This is a genomic window from Neorhizobium sp. P1_A6 (assembly GCF_056406795.1).
This window is the reverse complement of sequence record NZ_JBFTZM010000007.1, coordinates 139,190-158,129: the sequence shown is the minus strand read 5'-3', so window position 1 is coordinate 158,129 and position 18,940 is coordinate 139,190. Positions and strand designations below refer to the sequence as shown.

The window sequence follows — 18,940 nt, the reverse complement described above, 5'->3', positions numbered from 1 at the left end:
GCGGCCAAACTCGTCAATAATAGTGCCCCGGATCCGCGGCATCCAAGCGGGCCTCACGAACACAGTTGGATATTACAACGGCTGAGCTGCGGGGCTCATTGTATCGAGCGTCAGGTTCCCGAGCCGGTGCCAGAATGGGGCTAACTGGTTGTCGACACAGCAGATACTCACCGGCGACTTCCTGGCGGGCGGTGGCGAAATGGCCGAGCTCGTCCGAACAAAGGACTGGAGCGACACACCGCTGGGGCCGATCGGTCGATGGCCTCAAAGCCTCAGGACAACCGTTAGTCTTTGTCTCGCCTCGAATTTTCCGATCAACGTGATCTGGGGCGCCGAAAACACCCAGATCTACAACGACGGGTATCGCACCGTGTGCGGCTCGGCTCATCCCCGCGCGCTCGGGGAGGATTACAGCGTCACCTGGTCAAGCGCCTGGCCGGCGATCGGCGAGCCATTTCGTCAGGCGCGCCAGGGAGATACGTCATTCCTCGAAAACCAGCGGATGTTTCTGACCCGCAACGGCTATCTTGAGGAAACGTTCTTTACCTTCTCGCTTTCGCCGATCCGGGACGAGACCGGCGAGATCGGCGGCTTGTTCCATCCGGTGACGGAGACGACGGCGACCATGCTGTCGGAACGGCGAACCCGCGCACTCCGGGATTTGAACGCCAGTCTGGCTTTGGCGGAAGACATGGACGACCTGTCGCGACGCGTCGTTGAAGTCCTTGCACAGTTCGAATTCGATCTGCCGCTTGTTCTTCTCTACCATTTGTCTTCGGATGGGAGCAGTTATGGGCTTGCAGCGCAGTATGGTCTGCCGTCTCGACGTATCGCATCGATGGCCACAATCGACGCGCACTCGAATGCCCCATGGCCGATGGAAAGGGCACTGGCGACAGGCGGCCCTCTGGGGGTCAACGGTCTTTCCGAATTCTTCGAGGGTGCGGGGCCTTATGATGAGCCTCCCGATCGGGCGCTCCTTCTTCCCATCGCCGTCCCCGGCCTGGATCTGCCTCCGGTCTTCGTGGTGGCCGGCGCCTCGCCACGCCTGCCTTTCGACGATAGCTATATGGGCTTCTACGAACTGCTTGCGACCGCTATTTCCGCCGCGGTCAGCGCAGTGCGGGCACGTACCGACGAGCGGCGGCGGGCCGAAGCGCTGGCGGAAATCGATCGCAGCAAGACCATGTTCTTTTCGAACGTCAGCCATGAGTTCCGTACACCGTTGACGCTGATGCTGGGGCCGCTCGCCRACGTGCTTCAGCAGCCGGACGGGCTTTCTGTCGATGACAGGCAGCGAATTGTTGTTGCCCAGCGCAATGGTCAACGGCTGTTGAAACTGGTCAATACGCTCTTGGACTTTTCGAGGATCGAGGCGCAGCGTGTGCAGGCCTCCTTCGAACCAATCGATATCGGCAGCCTGACCGCAGAACTGGCATCGAATTTCCGATCCGCGATCGAACAAGCCGGGCTGAGATTGGTTATCGAAGTCGCGGACTTGCCCCAGCCGGTCTATCTCGACCGGGATCTGTGGGAAAAGATCGTCCTGAACCTGCTTTCCAACGCGTTCAAATTCACGTTCGAGGGCGAGATACGCATCAGCGTGAGGTTGTCGGACGACGGGGAACGGGCCGAAATCGAAATACGCGACACCGGTACGGGGATTGCGGCCGAGGAGTTGCCGCGCCTGTTCGAGCGTTTTCACCGCATCGAGGGCGCCAAAGGAAGGTCATTCGAGGGCTCCGGCATCGGGCTCGCGCTGGTGCAGGAACTGGTGCATCTCCAGGGCGGGGAAATCCGAGCCGAAAGCCGGCTTGGCGAAGGCACGTCCTTCTCGATCTCGATACCGTTCGGAAAGGCGCACATCCCTTCGGAGCAGATGCGAATGTCCCAGCCGGTCGAGAGCAATACCGGTAGACGCCAGGCTTTCGTCGACGAAGCGATGTCATGGCTTGCGGCGGGCGATGCCACGGGGGCCGCTTCGATATTGCCAGCTGCGAGCAGGGAGATGGCCGAAACGCTCGCTCCGACGGGGCATGTCCTTCTGGCGGACGACAATGCCGATATGCGTGCCTATGTGGAGCGGCTGCTGTCGACATCCGGCTTTACGGTCGAGACGGCGGCTGATGGCGAGGCGGCGCTTAACGCCGCACGCCTCAGACGGCCGGACCTCATCGTTTCCGACGTCATGATGCCGGGGCTCGACGGATTTGGCCTGCTGTCGAGGATACGGGCCGACGACGATCTCCGGGATCTGCCCCTCATCCTCCTTTCCGCCCGAGCCGGCGAAGAGGCAAGGCTGGAGGGGATGCGCGCCGGTGCCGATGATTATCTTGTGAAGCCCTTTTCGGCTCGAGAACTGGTCGGGCGCATTTCGGCATCTATCAGGCTGTCGCGCGATCGGCGCGAGGCGCTTCTGAAGGAAAACGCTGCGCGCCTGGAAGAGCTTAATGCGGATCTGGAGCGCCGCGTTCTGGAACATTCGCGCGAGCGGGGACGGACGTGGAAATATAGCCCGGAGCTGCTGTCGGTGATCGATTTTCAGACCGGCCTATTCGAAAAGACCAATCCCGCCTGGGAGAAGACCCTTGGTTTGAAAGAGGAGGAGCTCCTGGGCACGCCGTTGCGGGCGCTCCTTCATCCGGACGACGTCGTCGCCAGCGAAACTGCGTTTCAGGCGGCGCAAAGCGGCATGCCCGTGCTTCACTTCGAAAACCGATGCCGGACCCGCGAGGGTGACCATCGCTGGCTCTCCTGGGTGGCTGTCATCGTCGACGACAAGCTCTATTCCAGCGCCCGTGACGTCACCGAGCAGAGAAGACGCGACGACGAGTTGAGAAAAACGCAGGAAACGCTGCGCCAGGCCCAGAAGATGGAAGTGATCGGCCAGCTCACCGGCGGGGTCGCGCATGATTTCAACAACCTCCTGATGGTGATCTCCGGTGGATTGGATGTCCTCGACAAACGCGACGATCCGGCGCGGCGGGAGCGCATCAAAAGCGGCATGCTACAGGCGGTCAATCGCGGAGCGTCGCTCACCAGGCAATTGCTGACCTTTGCCCGGCGGCAGCCATTGAAACCGCAGCCGATCGATCTTCGCCACCAGATTTCCGAGATGCGCGAACTTCTCGACCGGACCCTCAGCGGAGACATCAGTATCGACGTCGACGTCGATACGGGGGTGTGGCCGGTACAGGCCGATCCGGCCGAACTCGAGCTCGTCCTCCTGAACCTTTGCGTCAATGCGCGCGATGCGATGCCAGATGGCGGGACGATCATCATCAGCGCGTCCAACTCAGTCGTCGATGCGTCGGGTCAAAGGGGCGACGTGGTGAAGATCACCGTTGCCGATAGCGGGATGGGAATGCAGCCCGAGGTTCTCAAGCGGGTGTTCGAACCGTTTTTCACCACGAAGGACATCGGCAAGGGATCGGGATTGGGTCTTGCGCAAGTTTATGGTTTCGTCGAGGCCTCCGGCGGATCGGTCGAGATCAACAGCGAACCGGGCGTCGGAACAGCTGTAGACCTCTGGCTTCCCCGGTCGATCGAAGCGTCATTGGAGGCGACCGGCAACCATTCGTCCCGAGCCCAGGGGGACGCCGACAGGAGCGTCGCCGGAAAAATCCTGGTCGTGGAAGACGACGACAGCGTCGCTATGCTGGTCAACGACATGCTCGACCAACTTGGCTATTCCGTAACCCGCGTCGATGGGGCCGCCGCCGCGTTGAGCGTGCTCGCGTCCGATGCCGAGCCGGACTTGATGTTTTCCGACATCATGATGCCTGGCGGCATCAATGGTGTCGATCTCGCCAAGGAGGTCAAGCAAAGGCATCCAAAACTGCCGATCCTGCTCACATCGGGTTATGCGGACGTGCTCAAGAGCGCTGCGACCGCGGAAGGCGTGGAGATTTTGCCAAAACCCTACAGTCTGCGGCAGCTTTCGGAGGCTCTTCGGGCAACGATCCCGGATGCCCGCGAATAACGCGGGCCAGGTGCGATTATTGCAGCAGGTTCGCGAGGCTGTAGAACGCCGCCGATATCGCTGCAGTTGCCGGCATCGTCACGATCCAGGCGATCACGATGTTGCCGGCGAGCCCCCAACGTACCGCCGAGACCCGCCGCGCCGCGCCCACGCCGACGATCGCTCCGGTGATCGTATGTGTCGTCGAGACGGGAATGCCGAGCCAGGTCGCTCCGAACAGTGTCAGCGCTCCGCCAGTCTCGGCGCAGAAACCTTGCATCGGGTTGAGCCTGGTGATCTTCGAGCCCATGGTGTGGACAATCCGCCACCCCCCGAAGAGCGTGCCGAGAGCCATTGCCGACTGGCAGGAGATCACCACCCAGAAGGGCACGTAGAACGTGGAACCGAGATATCCCTGGCTGAACAGAAGCACTGCGATGATGCCCATCGTTTTCTGTGCGTCATTGCCGCCGTGGCCGAGGGAGTAAAGCGAAGCGGAGATGAACTGCATCGTGCGAAATGTCCGATCCACCGCGAACGGCGTTTGCCGGACGAAGAGCCAGGAAATCAGGAGCACAAGCAGCAAGGCAAGCAGGAAGCCGATGGCCGGCGATAGGAAAATCGCTCCGACCGTCTTCCCGAGACCGCTCCAGACAATCGAGCTGAAACCAACTTTTGCCAGGCCGGCTCCCACCAGGCCGCCGACAAGCGCATGCGACGAACTGGACGGAATTCCGAATATCCAGGTGACAATATTCCAGATGATCGCTCCCATGAGGGCGGCGAAGATCACCTGCGGCGAAACGATCGCGGGGTCGATGATGCCTGTGCCGAGCGTTTCCGCCACATGCAGACCGAAGAAAAGGAAAGCGATGAAATTGAAGAAGGCCGCCCAGGCAACCGCATATTGCGGTCGCAGGACACGGGTCGAGACGATCGTCGCGATCGAATTGGCCGCGTCATGAAGGCCATTGAGAAAATCGAAGAACAGAGCGACGGCGATCAGGCCGAAGAGAAGTGGCAAGGCGAGAGAGCTATCCATCAAACGTTCTCGATGACAATGCCGCTGATCTCGTTGGCGACATCCTCGAAACGGTCGACGACCTTTTCCAGTTCGCCGTAGATCTCGCTACCGATCATGTAGGACATCGCGTTGCCGCTCGCCCCGTGACGTCGGTACAGGTCCTTCAAACCCTGGTCATGAAGGTCGTCCGACCGGCCTTCGACGCGGGTAACCTCCTCGGCGATCGCTGCAAGACGCTGGGCGTTGGAGCCGACCTTGTCGAGAAGGGGGATCGCTTCCGAAATGAGGTTTGCCGCCTTGACGATTTCGCCACCCATCTGCTGCATGAGCGGGTCGAAGCCGGCCTGCTCGAACAACCGGATCGTCTTGACCGTCTTGTGCATCATGTCGATCGCGTCATCCATAGACTGGATCAGATCCTTGATGTCGCCGCGATCGAAGGGGGTAATAAAGCTCCGCCGGACAGCAAGAAGAACGTCCCGGGTGATGTCGTCGGCCTCATTTTCCAAAGTGACGATCAGTTCGCAGTTTTTCTCAACCTCATTGCCTTTGAGGAGCTGATCAAGCGCGTGGGCCGCTGCGACGACGGTCTTCGAATGCTTTGAAAACATTTCGAAGAATTTGTCTTCTCGTGGCATCAGCTTACGAAAAATACTCATCATGCCATGCGACCTTCCCATGCGGCTAACTGTCATAAATGTGTCATAAACACGCTCAGGCAATTGAAGCAACAAGCAAAATCGACAGTTTGATCGACATGAAATCTACGAGGAAGGCCGCAAGGCCTCGGCCGGACAAGTCACAGACGCTGCTCAAGCAGCTTGCTATCTTTCCCGACAGGCTGTTCGCCGGTGCGTTTCGCCAACAGTATGGCGCTCTGTGCTTTCGGTATCGGAAGGACGGGCCCGATATAGAAATCTTGGTGATCACGTCGCGTGAGAGCGGACGCTGGATCATTCCGAAAGGTTGGCCGATGAAGGGGAAAAAGCCCTTCGAAGCGGCGGCGACCGAAGCCTGGGAGGAAGCGGGCGTGAGCGGAGTGGCGAAAAAGAAGCCGGTCGGCCACTATACCTATCTGAAAGAACTCGACGACGGCAATGTGGCTCCGTGTATTGTGGACGTGTTCCAGATCGAAGTCACAGAGGTCAGAAATGGCTTCAAGGAACAGGGGCAACGCGTTCTCGAATGGGTCAGCCCCGACGAAGCGGCACGACGCGTTCGCGAGATCGAATTGAAGTCGCTGCTCGTGGAATTTAAGCCGCAGGGCCGCAAGAAGCGCAATCGCGGCTAATTCTGAACCGGGTCGGCGGCGCTCTGGTGGATGGTCCTGCTCTGCAGCAGTTCGCCTTGCCGTTCCAGGACCGGGTAGGCCGTGGCTGCAACGAGATGCGAATTGATCTGCTTGAAATCCCGCAACAGGTCCAGGTGCAGGGAGGTGCTCTCCGCCGTGTCGACATCGCCATTGCGCAGCCGCTTGAAATGAGCGTTGGTTCCATCGCGTTCCGCCCGGCGGAAGACGATCTTTTCATCGGCGAGCATGCGCGCGACGCGCTCGTCCTGAGACATGAAAAGGGCGGCGGCGGTGCGCAGATTGGTGGAGAGACGGTCCAGCAGGCCGTTGAGCTCAAGCTGCCCCTCCTTTGAGAAGGTCATGCCTCGGCGCAACCTTTTGGCAAGATGGGGAAGCACGTTCTGGTCGAGGACGTCGCCCGCGTGTTCCAGGCCGGTCGAGAACAGCAGAATTTCGTCAAGCCGTCTCCGGTCGCTGTCGCTGAACTCTTCGGGATCGATGGACGTGAGATACCGTTTGACTGCGGTATTCAGGCGGTCGAGGACATTGTCCTTCTCTCGCAACTGCGATAGGGCACGGCGATCGGTGCTCGTCAGCGCGGACTTCGTTCCCGCCAGCATCTCCTCCAGCACGTCGACCAGACGCAGGACTTCCCGCGCCGCCGCCTGCAGCGCCACGACCGGCGTTTCCTTGGCGGATGGATCGAGATATCGCGGCTGGCCGGGATCGCTCTCGTCGATCCGCTGCGGCATCAGCCGAACGAGCGCGTTTGCGAAGGGCGTGAGGAGCGGCATGAAGACGACCGCGACCACGAGATTGAAGGCGGTGTGGAAATTGGCGACCAACCGAGCGCCGTCGCTCTCGATCTGGATCATCAGAGAGGTAATCGGGGAGAGGAGTGCAAGCGCCGTCAGAACGCCCATGATCCGGATGATCAGGTTGCCGATCGGAAGCCGCTTGGCCGAAAGATCGTTGCCGGACTGTCCCTCAACGACCGGATTGATCGCCGTCCCGAGATTGGCGCCGAGGGTCAGCGCGAAAGCCTGATAGGGATCGATCAGCCCTTGGGCCGAAAGCGACATGACGAGCAGGACCACCGCAACGCTCGAATGGGCTGCCCAGGTCAGTGCGGCCGCGAGCAGGAGGCTGAGGAGGGGGGTAGTCGATATGGCCGAAAGAACCGCAGAGAAGGCCGGTGTGCCTGCATATTGGGTCAGCACTTCGAGCAGTTGATGCAGGGCTAGCAGCATGAAGCCGAGGCCGATAAACACACGGCCGAGATCATGGACCTGCGGATTTTGCGTGCGGCGGAACATCAGGACGCCGAGCAATATCAGGGCCGGCGACGCGGCCGCGACGTCAAAGGACAGAACCTGGACGATGAGCGTGCTGCCGACATTGGCGCCGAGCATGACGGCAAGAGCCGGGACAAGAGCAACCWGCCCCTCGGCCGCGAACCCCGATGCCATCAGCCCCGTCGCCGTGCTGCTCTGGAGAATTGCCGTGACGCCCATTCCGGACAAAAAGGCTTTCATCCGATTGTTCAATGCGCGACCGAGAAACGACCGGAGGCTCGGCCCGAAAGCACGCTGGATGCCCGTCTGCACCATCCGCGTCCCCCAGAGAAGAAGCGCTATGTGTCCGGCAAGGGTAACGATCGCAATGATGAAGGGCATGGCATTTCCGTGAATAATCAGCCGGATGGAAAGTCGAACTGGCGCCGCAAGATATTAGCCAGCTAATACACTCGCCGGGATCTGTTGCTTTTTCAAGGCTCCGATCCGGCTATTCTACCGGTGCGTATCGGGATTCGCGCCGCGCGGGACCGTCCAATTGCGGATGTTCTCGACGCATTCCTTTGATTGGCGATCTTCCGCCTTCGTTTATTGCGGTCATTGGCGCGTGAGGCGGCATCCCTCTGAAAGGACACCGCCTCCATTTTCCGAACTTGCAAGCCTGCGACGTCTTATTCGACCACCTCGAAGCGGACGCGGCTCAGGCTGACCAGGCCGGAGACAATCGCGCAGATGCCGGCCAGAACGAGCGCGATATTCGGCGCATTCGATAGGGGCATGGTCTGGAAAATGATCGACATGGAGATACCGCCAAAGGTTTGACCAAGTAGGCGTGCCGTGCCTTGCATGGCTCCCGCGGCACCGCTGCGCGCTTTCGGTGCGGACAGAAGCAGGCTTCGGTTATTCGGGGTCTGGAACAGGCCGAAACCGATTCCGGCGAGGACGGTGCCGGCCAAAAAGGCAATTCCTCTTGGATCGGGAGGAGAGAGACCGGCGATGAGGAGGCCTGCGGCCAACAACCCGCCACCGGAAGCACAAAGCCACGCCGTCTTGACGCGATTGGCCAGCCACCCTGAAATCGGCGCGGCGAGGATCGTCGCAGCGGGCCAGGGTATCATATAAAGTCCCGCCAACACCGGTGTCATATGTAGCGTGTGCTGAAGGTAGAACGGCAGCGCGACATAGCTGAGCATCTGGCCGGTAAAACAGGACACCGATGCGATGATCGCAAGCCGGAAGGCTGGCGTCGCCAAAAGGTCGGTCGGAACGATCGGCGTCTCGTTCTTGCGTTCAAGGCGCAGCAGCGCCCAAAGGCAAAGGATGGAACCGACGATCAGGATCGAGCCGCTGATCGGTTCGCTGGCTATCCGTTCCGCCCCGGAGAAGAACAATATGAACATCAGCGTGTTGGCGACCAGTACGGCGGCATTCAGGTGCCGCTTCACGCCTGGCAGGTGACCCAGAAAGCCGCCGCACAAAAGGACGATGAGGCCCAGCGGCACGTTGACGGCAAATAACCAGGGCCAATTGGCGACGGAAAGGATTGCTCCGGCAACACCTGGCCCTGCGGCGGAAGAAATCGCGATGATCATCGCATTGAGGCCGATAATGGTTCCGAACAGCCGGTGCGGCACGGCAAAGCGCAGGTTCATCATGCCCAGGGCCATGATCGCGCCTGCACCCAGCCCTTGCGCAAATCGAGACGCCACGAGAACGGGAAGATTTCCGGCGAGGGCGCATGCTGCCGAAGCCACCGTGAAGAGAGCGACGCCGATCAGGAACACGCGCCGCGGGCCATGGATTTCGCCCAATGCCCCACAGGGCAGAAGTGCGACAAGTACGGCAAGCTGATAACTCGATACGACCCAGACGGTGTCGCTGGCATCGGCCCCGAGCGAGGCCGCGATCGACGGCAGCGCGACATTGGCGATCGCTCCGTCCAGAACGACGAGCACGAGCGTCGTCAAAAGCACTGCGACCGCCAGATACCGTCGTGGTGACGTCAAGCCATCGTGGGCGAGGTTTGCGGGTGAGGTTACGGACATGGGGAAACACCTGTTCGTTGAGCTTCCCTCATCGATATCCGCGGGCTCATGTTTGCGCCAGACGCAACGTATGCAACTCACTATTGCGTCATACGCCATACATCGCTAGGCTCGACGTCATGCCTGATCTTGACTTCAACCTGCTATTGGCCCTGGATGCATTGCTTCGCGAGCGGAGCGTGTCGGGTGCAGCACGCAGGCTGGGGCTGAGCACATCGGCGATGAGCCGGACACTGGCGAGGTTGAGGACGGCATTGCGTGATCCCATTCTTGTCCCGGCGGGGCGGGCAATGGTCGCGACGCCGCATGCCGAAGCGATTGCCGAGCAGGTGCGGTCGCTGACGATGGCGGTCCAGACCGTGTTGAGTCCCCAGCAGGACATCGACATCCGGGAATTCCGACGCGACTTCACGATCCGTGCCAACGAAGCATTCGTGCTCCTGAACGCCGCTCGCCTCAGCGTTGCCGTAACGGATGCCGCGCCGGGCATACGGCTGCGCTTCGTGCCGAAGCCGAACAAGGAAATCCAGCCTCTGAGAGATGCTGCGATTGACCTGGATATCGGCGTTATTTCCGGTGATGGCGCGGAGCTGCGCGGCCAAACCCTGTTTGAGGACGTCTTTGTCGGCGTGGCGAGGCTAGGTCACCCTCTTTTCAAAGCTACGCCTATAACCGCAGAGCGATATGCGGCGTGCGGACATGTGATCTCCTCCAGACGAGGACATTTCGCGGGGCCGGTCGATGAAGCGCTGGCCGAACTGGGCCTCTCGCGAAAGATCAGCCTCGTGGTGCCGAGCTATCCGGCAGTGCTTGCCGTTGCGGCGGCATCCGATCTTGTCGGGTTGGTGCCGCGCTCGTACTGCCGGGCGGGGGGTACAGACCAGACCCAGATGTTCGACCTGCCGGTGGCGACGCCTGGCTTTTCGATCGCGCAGACCTGGCATCCGCGCATGGACGCGGACCCTGCTCACCGCTGGCTGCGAGGATTGATCTTCGAAGCATTCAGGTGACAGCCTGCCGTGGCGTCGATAACCTGCCCTGGCAGGCGAGCTTGGCCCAACCCTGCAGCCGGAACACCCGGATAATTCCTGCACCAAAAAAATCGATCCGATGTCGGATTGGCAAAATCCCGTTCGTCCTTAGAGTCGTCCATGGCAATTCAAAAAGGATCACGACCATGCCGAATACCATAACCCTGCATCGCGTTCTGGCGACCAGCCCGGAGAAGGTCTATCGGGCGTTCATCGAGGCTGACGCACTCGCCAAATGGCTTCCGCCCAATGGCTTTCTGTGCACTGTCCATCACTTCGAACCGACGGTCGGCGGAACGTTCAAAATGTCCTTCAGGAACTTTACGACGGGCAATAGCCATGCCTTCGGCGGCGAATATCTAGAACTCGTTCCCGGCGAGCGCCTCCGCTACGTCGACAAATTCGACGATCCCAACTTGCCCGGCGAGATGGAAGTCACGGTGACGCTGAAGAAGGTTTCGGTCGGGACCGAGGTCAATATTACCCAGGCAGGGGTGCCGGACGTCATCCCGCCCGAGGCGTGTTATCTCGGTTGGCAGGAGTCGCTGCGGAACCTTGCAAAGGTCGTCGAGCCTGAGATCAACGAATAAGGTATCAGGATCGAATAATCGGCCGTGACCGGATCGCGTCAACGATTTTTCGCGATCCGGCCTCGGCTTTGTTATCGATTAAATCCGTCCTGCTTCCGGAAATGTGGCTCTTGTTTGCTGGAACCGGAAGCCACGGTCTTGGTTCGGTTCGAGCAGCAACCGAGAGACCTCACATGACCAAGCTCATAACCACAGCCATCATCGTCACTCTTTTCACCGCCGGCAGCGCGACCGCTCAAACGACACCGAGCCCCGGCAATGCCGCAGGTGGCGCCACGGGAGCCATCGACGGACCGGGCAATACGGGAGACACTGGCGGACCGACCGCCGGCACGGGCGGACCTCTCGACCAGACTCAAACGGGCAGCACCAAGAGCGACACACGCCAGCCGCCGAACAAGTGCGACCCCGCGCAGGCCGCCAAGGACAATTCCAGGCCAAATCAAAACAATGCATCCGCCGGCTGCGTGAAGTAAGTCGAGGCACAGCGGCCTTTTCGACCGCCTTCCAGCGTCACGTACCGACAATCTACGGCCGCCATCGGCATTGCGCATGCCGATGGGTACGCCGCTCTGCGATCGAGCCCGGCGAATATTGGTCTGGAACTATCTCAGCTCTGTCTTGTTGACTTTCGAAAGAGAAGAAAGTGATGCAGCAGCCACCGAAAGAACCCGTTCCCGCCTCACATCCTGCAGTGCCGTCCGCAACCAATCCTGTCCCGCCGACCTCCGAAGCGCCATCTGATCGCCTGCCGGAGACGGCGACAAATCCCCACCCGCACGAAAACGACGCCAGGGCGAAATATACGCCGCAGGATCTGGTAACAAACTATGGCTTGAGCGCCCAGGAAGCCCAGCGGCTCATCGACCGGTTCGGACCGTTCGCAGCCGAGCTTGATTTCATGCTGGCCGGGAAGGGGCGCCCCAGGAAGCATCGTCGACAGGACATGGAACGCTCGGCCGAAGACATCGCGTTTGGTTGAGGTGGAGCCCGCTTTGGTGGCCGCCGCAGCTAGGCCCCCAGTCGCAAGGCTCGGAAGTGGCTCTGATAGGGAGCCGAGGCCGTTGTCGAACTAAGTTCCGGCGGCATGGAACTACGGCGGCGGAGCCAAGTTATTAGCTAGCCCAGTCCAACCATTGCGTTTCCATAATGACATCAAAACCGAACAAGACACCTCGTTTAGGTTTCCCAAGTGGCCCTGCTGGTGGGTGGGGATCGGCAAAGTCGGTGGGTGAGGTGCTCATTCGGGAACATGTTCCTTTGTCCGGCCCCTCTCTTCTGGCGCATCAGAACAAGCCGGACGGCTACATGTGCGTCAGTTGCGCATGGGCCAAGCCGGCTAAGACGCATCCGCTGGAATTCTGCGAGAACGGGGCCAAGGCGACCGCCTGGGAAATCACCAGCCGGCGCGCGGACAGGGCCTTTTTCGACGCCCATACGCTGAGCGAGCTGGAGACCTGGCGTGATCACGATCTGGAAGAGCAGGGACGACTGACCCATCCGATGCGATGGGACCCGGCAAGCGACAAATATCTGCCGGTGACATGGGCAGCCGCGTTCGAGGAAATCGGCCGCGAATTGCAGGCCATCGCCCCCGAGAAAGTCGAGTTCTACACATCAGGTCGAGCTTCGCTCGAGACCTCCTACATCTACCAGCTTTTCGCGCGGATTTTCGGCAGCAACAACCTGCCCGATTCCTCCAACATGTGCCACGAGAGCTCGTCGGTTGCCCTTCCGGAAAGCATCGGAGCTTCGGTCGGCACGGCGATCCTGTCGGATTTCCAGAATTGCGACTGCATCTTCTATATGGCGCAGAATGTCGGAACCTCGTCGCCGCGAATGCTGCACGACCTTCAGGATGCCGCCGACCGCGGTGTCAAGATCGTGACCTTCAACCCGCTCCGGGAGCCGGGGCTGGAGCGCTTCGTCAATCCCCAGGCTCCGAGCCAGATGTTGACGGGCAAAGAGACACAGATCTCCTCGAACTATTACCAGGTCCGGCTGGGTGGAGATATCGCCGCCCTGTTTGGCATCTGCAAGGCGCTCATACAGGCGGACGATGCGCTTCACGAGGCCCATGTCAGCAAGGTTTCAGGATCTGACGGCACGCCGGACGATTCGAACGATGCCGCGGCAGTGGCCTTCGCGGCGTCGATTGCGGCGGCCGACAAGAAACACATTCTCGATCATGATTTCATTTCACAGCATACGTCCGGGTTCGAGGAATTTGCGGCGGCGGCCCGAAATTATGCCTGGGAAGAGCTGGAGCGCGTTTCAGGGCTCACCCGCGAGCAGATGACGGAGGCGGCTCGCATCTACGCCCGCTCCGACGCCGTTTTGATGGTCTATGGCATGGGGCTGACCCAGCACATGATGGGCGTGCAGAACGTCCATATGGTCGTCAACCTCGCCCTCCTGCGCGGCAATATCGGGAAACCGGGCGCCAATATCTGCGCTGTGCGAGGTCACTCCAACGTGCAGGGCCAGCGTACCGTCGGCATCACCGAAAAGCCGGCGCTCGTGCCGCTGGACAAGCTCTCGGAACTCTACCATTTCGACCCTCCGCGCTGGCAGGGCCATTCGACTGTGGAATCGTGCAAGTCGATCCTCGACGGAGAAACAAAGGCGTTTATAGGCCTCGGCGGTAATTTCCTCAGAGCCGCGCCGGAAACCGTTGCCATGGAAGCCGCGTGGCGCAAGCTCCGCCTGACGGTGCAGATCGCCACCAAGCTCAACCGCAGTCATGTCGTCCACGGGGAGGTCGCCTACCTGCTTCCCTGTCTCGGCCGCATCGAGATCGACGAGCAGGCAAGCGGACCGCAGGCCGTTTCGATGGAAAGCAGCGTGGCACATTTCCACGGCTCGCGGGGCAAGGCCAAGCCCGCCAGCTCCGAACTCCTGTCTGAACCTGCCATCATCGCCGGCATTGCCAAAGCGACGCTAACGCGAGGCAACGTACCCTGGGACCGCTGGGTCGACGACTATTCGGAAATCCGCAATGCGATCGAAAAAACCTATCCGGAGACGTTCAAGGATTTCAACAAGCGCCTCTTCCGGCCCGGCGGGATCCCGCGCCCTCTGCCGGCCAGGGAACGGAAATGGGTCACCAGCAACGGAAAGGCGAACTTCATCACCCCGGATCGCCTCTTTCCTGAACTTCCCACCGAAGCAATGGGAGAAGACGTTCTTCATCTTGCCAGCCTGCGGTCGAACGATCAGTTCAACACCACCGTCTACGGTTACAGCGATCGGTTCCGCGGCGTCGACGGGACCCGGCAGGTCCTGTTCGTCAATCCGCAGGACATCGAAAGGCTGGGTTTCGCAGACGGGGATATCGTCGACCTGATCACCGCGATCGACCCGGAAACAAGGCGGACGGTTGAGGGGTTCAGGATCGTTGCCTACGATATCCCCAAGGGCTGCTGCGGCGCCTATTATCCGGAAACCAACCCCTTGTTTCCGCTCAGCCATCATAGCCCCCAATCGAAGACACCATCCTACAAGCTCCTGCCGGTGCGTCTCAGCCGGTCGAGCCATATGCCACTCAATTGAGAACGACGCGTGGGAGGTCAAGCGATGTCGCCGGCTGTCTCAGGCAAAGGCACGGCCCGGATTTTTGAGGTTTGCTGCGTTGCGGCCTTGCTTGCCGTCGCGGTTGCCATCGCACTGCTGAGGGTGCCGCGGCAATATCGCACCGATCCACCCGTATCCGCGGCATTGGATGGAGTCCGGCTCATGCCGAGCGGCATCGGCGGCGCCCCGCCGGAAGTCTATTTCGCGCTCAATCAACCTTACGAAAACACGGCCTACGACATGAGCCAGGGCAAGCGCCTCTATTCCTGGTTCGGCTGTGCATCGTGTCACGGCGAGGGGGAAGGCGGGGCAGGGCCATCCTTTCTCGACGGATGGTGGCTCTACGGCCCGTCAATGGTGTCGATCGTTGCCTCCATCCGTGATGGGCGGCCGCATGGCATGCCTTCGTTCCGGGACAGGATGACGATCGATGAGATCTGGCAGCTGTCGGGTTATGTCAAAAGCATCGGTGCCTATTCCGCAAAGACGACCGCTCCAAGCCGAAACGACGACCGGCAGACCAGACCGGCGGAGAACCGCGCCCCAGCGGCGCTGCTCTTTAACGAGGGGCCGAGCCCGGTGCATCCCGAACAGGGGCCGTCGCCTTGAGAGCAGCGCTCATCTTCCTCCCGCTTTCGGTGTTTCTTTCGGGATGCGACGGGAACCAGTCGGCTCTCGATGCGCAGGGCCACTCGGCCATCCTTCTCAAGGACCTGATCGTTCTCATCGTCGGCGTTTGCCTGGTCGTCTGGATAGCGGTCATGATCGTGCTGGCCTGGTCGCTGACGCGCCGCCGTGACGGGCAGGCCGGAGAAGACCGAGGTTCCGAACAACGCCTGGGGATCTGGGTGTCGGGAGCGGTTGCCGCAACGGTCCTGATCATCGGTGGGCTGACGATTTTAAGTTTCCAGACGACGAGAAGTCTCGACCGGGCGGGAAGCCCGGACCTGACGATCCGTGTCCGCGCCCAGCAGTGGTGGTGGCAGTTCATCTACGAAGACGCCGATGCGGGATCTTTCCAGACCGCCAACGAAATCCATATTCCCGTCGGAAAGGAGGTGCGGGTGCGGCTGGAAAGCGCCGATGTCATCCACTCCTTCTGGGTGCCGAGTCTTGCCGGCAAGCAGGACCTCGTCCCCGGCCGAGAAAATGTCCTTACCCTTCGGGCAGAGCGGCCAGGCGTCTACCGCGGCCAGTGCGCCGAATTCTGTGGGCTGCAGCACAGCCACATGGCGTTTTTCGTCATTGCCGAGGAAGAGGAAAGCTACAGGCAATGGGCGGCCACGCAGCGACGGCCCGGCGCACAGACTGGCGAGGCCGAGGCGAGCGCCGGAAAGGCTGTATTCATGGCAAGGCAATGTTCCGCGTGCCACACGATACGGGGAACCGGCGCAGCCGGCACGACCGGGCCTGACCTCACTCATGTCGGTCGCCGCCGCACCATTGCGGCGGGGCTCATGGACAACACCCGCGGTTCTCTTGCCGCCTGGATCGCCGATCCCCAGACCCTCAAACCCGGAAACAACATGCCGCTCGTTCCCTTGACGAGTGACGAGCTGCGCCAGCTTTCCGCCTATATGGAAAGCCTCAAATGACGGCTGGGCAGAGATCATCGATGGTGACGGACGCCGATCTGGACAAGGCTGAACTCGAGCGGCAACTTGCCCGAACATGGACATCCAAGCCCGGCTTCTGGGGCGCCATCGCGTCGGTCGATCACAAGGTCGTCGCCCGACGCTATATCGTCACCGCCTTTGTGTTTCTCATCCTCGGCGGCATTCTGGCACTGGCGATGCGCCTCCAACTGTCGCAGCCGGAAGCACGCTTCGTCGACGCAGATCGCTACAACCAGATCTTCACCATGCATGGTTCGAACATGATGTTCCTGTTCGCCGTGCCGGTCATGGAAGCCATGGCTGTCTACCTCGTGCCCCTGATGGTCGGCACGCGCAACATCGCTTTTCCGCGGCTGAACGCCTTTTCGTACTGGTTGTTTCTTGCCGGCGGGCTGCTGCTCTGGATCTCGTTTGCCCTCGATACCGCGCCGGATATCGGCTGGTTCGCCTATGTGCCCCTTGCCGGGCCGGAATATGGGGCCGGCAAGCGTGCCGATATCTGGGCACAGATGATCACGTTCACCGAAGTGTCGGCGCTAGCGATAGCGGTCGAAATCGTCGTCACCGTTTTCAAGCAGCGCGCGCCCGGCATGTCGCTGGACCGGATACCTCTCTTGGTCTGGTCCATGCTGGTCATGGCGTTCCTCGTCATCATGGCGATGCCGGCAATCATGTTCGCGAGCTCGACGCTGATCATGGACCGCCTCGTTGGCACGCATTTCTACAATCCCGCCGAAAGCGGCGATGCGCTGCTCTGGCAGCACCTGTTCTGGTTCTTCGGTCACCCTGAAGTCTACATCATCTTCCTGCCGGCCGTCGGCATGGTTTCGATGATCCTTCCGACCTTCGTCCAGCGCCCGGTATTCGGTTATCTTCCCCTGGTGATGGCGCTGATCGCCACCGGCATCCTCGCCTTTGGATTATGGGTGCATCACATGTTCGTCGTCGGCCTGCCGCGGCTCGGCGAAAGCTTCTTCACGGCGTCGAGCATGTCCATCGCCATCCCGGCTGGCATTCAGATCTTCTGCTGGCTGGCGACGCTCTGGTCCGGGCGGCCGATCTTCAAGACGCCGCTGCTGTTCGTGATCGGTTTCATCATCACCTTCATGATCGGCGGGCTGACGGGTGTCATGGTCGCGTCGGTGCCGTTCGACGCTCAGGTCCACGACACCTATTTCGTCGTGGCGCATTTCCATTACGTGCTGATCGGCGGCGCGGTCTTTCCGCTGATCGCGGCTGTCTACTATTGGTTCCCGAAGATGACCGGCCGGATGATGAGCGAAAGGCTGGGAAAATTGGCCTTCTGGCTGATCTTCATCGGCTTCCACCTGACCTTTTTCCCGATGCACATTCTCGGCCTGCAGGGCATGCCGCGCCGCATTTATACCTACCAGCCGGACCTGCCCTGGGCGGGCCTGAACCTCTTCGTTAGCCTGAGCGCGATCATGCTGTCGCTGGGCTTTCTTGTCTTTTTCATCGACGCCATCCGGAGCTGGTCGTCCGGCAGGCCTGCCGGCGACAATCCCTGGAATGCCCCGACGCTCGAATGGGCCACCAGTTCGCCGCCGCCGCCCTACAATTTCCGATCGATCCCCGTGGTCGACGATCGCAATCCGCTCTGGTCGCAGCCGGACGTTCTGCCGGTGACCTCCGGAATGAGGACCGACCGTCGCGAACTTTTGATCACCGGCGTCGTTGAAGCCCTACCGGAGGCACGCGAATCGTCTCCCCAGGACTCGGTCTGGCCGTTCTGGGCTGCGGTCGCGACCTCGGTCATGCTGATCTGGTCGATATTCTCGCCCTGGGCGGTCGTCTGGGGTTCGATCCCGGTCGCAATCACGCTGATCGGGTGGTTTTGGCCGAAGGGTGAAGCGGAGGATGAATCGTGAAGGAACGCGTCGTCTTGGATGTGTCGAGACTGCCGCTGCATGGCATGGGCATAGCGAGCCCCACATGGTGGGGGACCTGCGCCTTCATGCTCATCGAGGGATCGGGATTCGGCCTGGCGATCGTGGTCTATTTCTATCTGATGTTTCTGGCGCCGCAGTGGCCGGTCGATGCGCCTGCGCCTGACCTCTGGGCGGGAACGGCGCTGACGGCGCTGCTTGTGGCAAGCGTCCTGCCAAACATAATGGTATCGCGATGGGCACAGAAGCGAAACCTCAAACGGGTGCGGATCGGCCTCATCGTGATGTCGCTGTGCGGCATCGCGCCGCTGGTGTTTCGAGTCTTCGAGTTTCCCTCCCTGCATATACGCTGGGACGACAATGCCTATGGCTCGATCGTCTGGACCCTTCTCGGCCTCCATACCATCCATATTCTGACCGATCTCATCGACACGCTGGTGCTGACCTGCCTGATGTTCTCGCGGCACGCCGACAACACGCGACGCTACGGCGATGTCGAGGATAATGCGCTTTACTGGAACTTCGTCGTCGTTACCTGGCTTCCCCTCTATGCCTGTATCTACTGGGTTCCGCGGCTATGAACGCTCGACCTGGAAACTGTGCCACT

Annotated in this window: 15 protein-coding genes; 11 read left to right on the top strand and 4 right to left on the bottom strand. The window is 60.7% G+C overall.

Translation table 11 applies throughout. The features are described from left to right. Window positions 1–148 precede the first annotated feature (148 nt). Window positions 149–3,982 (top strand): ATP-binding protein, encoded by a 3,834-nt coding sequence (locus tag AC1D3C_RS16300; RefSeq protein WP_477483611.1) that lies wholly within the window; start codon window positions 149–151, stop codon window positions 3,980–3,982. Between the two features lie 16 nt (window positions 3,983–3,998). Here the strand turns inward: AC1D3C_RS16300 and AC1D3C_RS16295 are convergent, their stop codons facing one another. Together AC1D3C_RS16295 and AC1D3C_RS16290 are read right to left on the bottom strand one after the other, a co-directional pair. Then, window positions 3,999–5,003 (bottom strand): inorganic phosphate transporter, encoded by a 1,005-nt coding sequence (locus AC1D3C_RS16295; protein ID WP_247034543.1) that lies wholly within the window; start codon window positions 5,001–5,003, stop codon window positions 3,999–4,001. Further along, a complete protein-coding gene (locus tag AC1D3C_RS16290) occupies window positions 5,003–5,647 on the bottom strand; it encodes a DUF47 family protein (protein ID WP_477483610.1) in 645 nt (214 codons plus the stop codon). Before AC1D3C_RS16290 ends, AC1D3C_RS16295 begins: the two co-directional genes overlap by 1 nt. 95 nt (window positions 5,648–5,742) lie before the next feature. Here AC1D3C_RS16290 and AC1D3C_RS16285 point away from each other — a divergent pair, with 95 nt between their 5' ends. Continuing rightward, window positions 5,743–6,276, top strand: coding sequence for an NUDIX hydrolase (locus tag AC1D3C_RS16285; protein WP_477483709.1), 534 nt, complete (start codon window positions 5,743–5,745; stop codon window positions 6,274–6,276). On the opposite strand, the gene AC1D3C_RS16280 is transcribed toward AC1D3C_RS16285, so the two are convergent. Then, window positions 6,273–7,952 carry a Na/Pi cotransporter family protein gene (locus AC1D3C_RS16280; RefSeq protein ID WP_477483609.1) on the bottom strand — a complete coding sequence of 560 codons (1,680 nt, stop codon included), beginning with the start codon at window positions 7,950–7,952 and terminating at the stop codon, window positions 6,273–6,275. The two genes, AC1D3C_RS16285 and AC1D3C_RS16280, sit on opposite strands and share 4 nt — an antisense overlap. Before the next feature lie 290 nt (window positions 7,953–8,242). Beyond that, window positions 8,243–9,544, bottom strand: a complete 1,302-nt coding sequence (locus AC1D3C_RS16275) for an MFS transporter (RefSeq protein ID WP_477483708.1) — start codon at window positions 9,542–9,544, stop codon at window positions 8,243–8,245. A gap of 191 nt (window positions 9,545–9,735) precedes the next feature. Here AC1D3C_RS16275 and AC1D3C_RS16270 point away from each other — a divergent pair, with 191 nt between their 5' ends. The 9 genes from AC1D3C_RS16270 to AC1D3C_RS16230 all read left to right on the top strand — a co-directional run bounded on the left by AC1D3C_RS16270 (window position 9,736) and on the right by AC1D3C_RS16230 (window position 18,914). Next, window positions 9,736–10,626 carry a LysR family transcriptional regulator gene (locus AC1D3C_RS16270; protein ID WP_477483608.1) on the top strand — a complete coding sequence of 297 codons (891 nt, stop codon included), beginning with the start codon at window positions 9,736–9,738 and terminating at the stop codon, window positions 10,624–10,626. 167 nt (window positions 10,627–10,793) lie between these two features. Further along, window positions 10,794–11,237: an SRPBCC family protein gene (locus AC1D3C_RS16265; protein WP_247034538.1), complete on the top strand. Its 444-nt coding sequence runs from the start codon at window positions 10,794–10,796 to the stop codon at window positions 11,235–11,237. Window positions 11,238–11,410: 173 nt separating this feature from the next. Next, window positions 11,411–11,713, top strand: a complete 303-nt coding sequence (locus AC1D3C_RS16260; protein ID WP_038543215.1) for a hypothetical protein — start codon at window positions 11,411–11,413, stop codon at window positions 11,711–11,713. A 173-nt stretch (window positions 11,714–11,886) separates the two neighbouring features. Further along, window positions 11,887–12,219, top strand: a complete 333-nt coding sequence (locus tag AC1D3C_RS16255; RefSeq protein WP_477483607.1) for a hypothetical protein — start codon at window positions 11,887–11,889, stop codon at window positions 12,217–12,219. Between the two features lie 167 nt (window positions 12,220–12,386). Next, window positions 12,387–14,789: an FdhF/YdeP family oxidoreductase gene (locus tag AC1D3C_RS16250; RefSeq protein ID WP_477483606.1), complete on the top strand. Its 2,403-nt coding sequence runs from the start codon at window positions 12,387–12,389 to the stop codon at window positions 14,787–14,789. A 24-nt stretch (window positions 14,790–14,813) separates the two neighbouring features. Further along, on the top strand, window positions 14,814–15,419 hold the full coding sequence (locus AC1D3C_RS16245) for a c-type cytochrome (protein ID WP_477483605.1): 606 nt from the start codon (window positions 14,814–14,816) through the stop codon (window positions 15,417–15,419). Next, window positions 15,416–16,405 (top strand): cytochrome c oxidase subunit II, encoded by a 990-nt coding sequence (coxB, locus tag AC1D3C_RS16240; RefSeq protein WP_477483604.1) that lies wholly within the window; start codon window positions 15,416–15,418, stop codon window positions 16,403–16,405. The genes AC1D3C_RS16245 and coxB overlap by 4 nt, the downstream gene beginning before the upstream one ends. A gap of 20 nt (window positions 16,406–16,425) precedes the next feature. Continuing rightward, window positions 16,426–18,315, top strand: coding sequence for a cytochrome c oxidase subunit I (gene ctaD, locus AC1D3C_RS16235; RefSeq protein WP_477483707.1), 1,890 nt, complete (start codon window positions 16,426–16,428; stop codon window positions 18,313–18,315). Then, entirely contained in the window at window positions 18,312–18,914 is a 603-nt protein-coding gene (locus AC1D3C_RS16230; RefSeq protein WP_477483603.1) for a cytochrome c oxidase subunit 3, read from the top strand. The genes ctaD and AC1D3C_RS16230 overlap by 4 nt, the downstream gene beginning before the upstream one ends. Window positions 18,915–18,940: the final 26 nt, after the last annotated feature.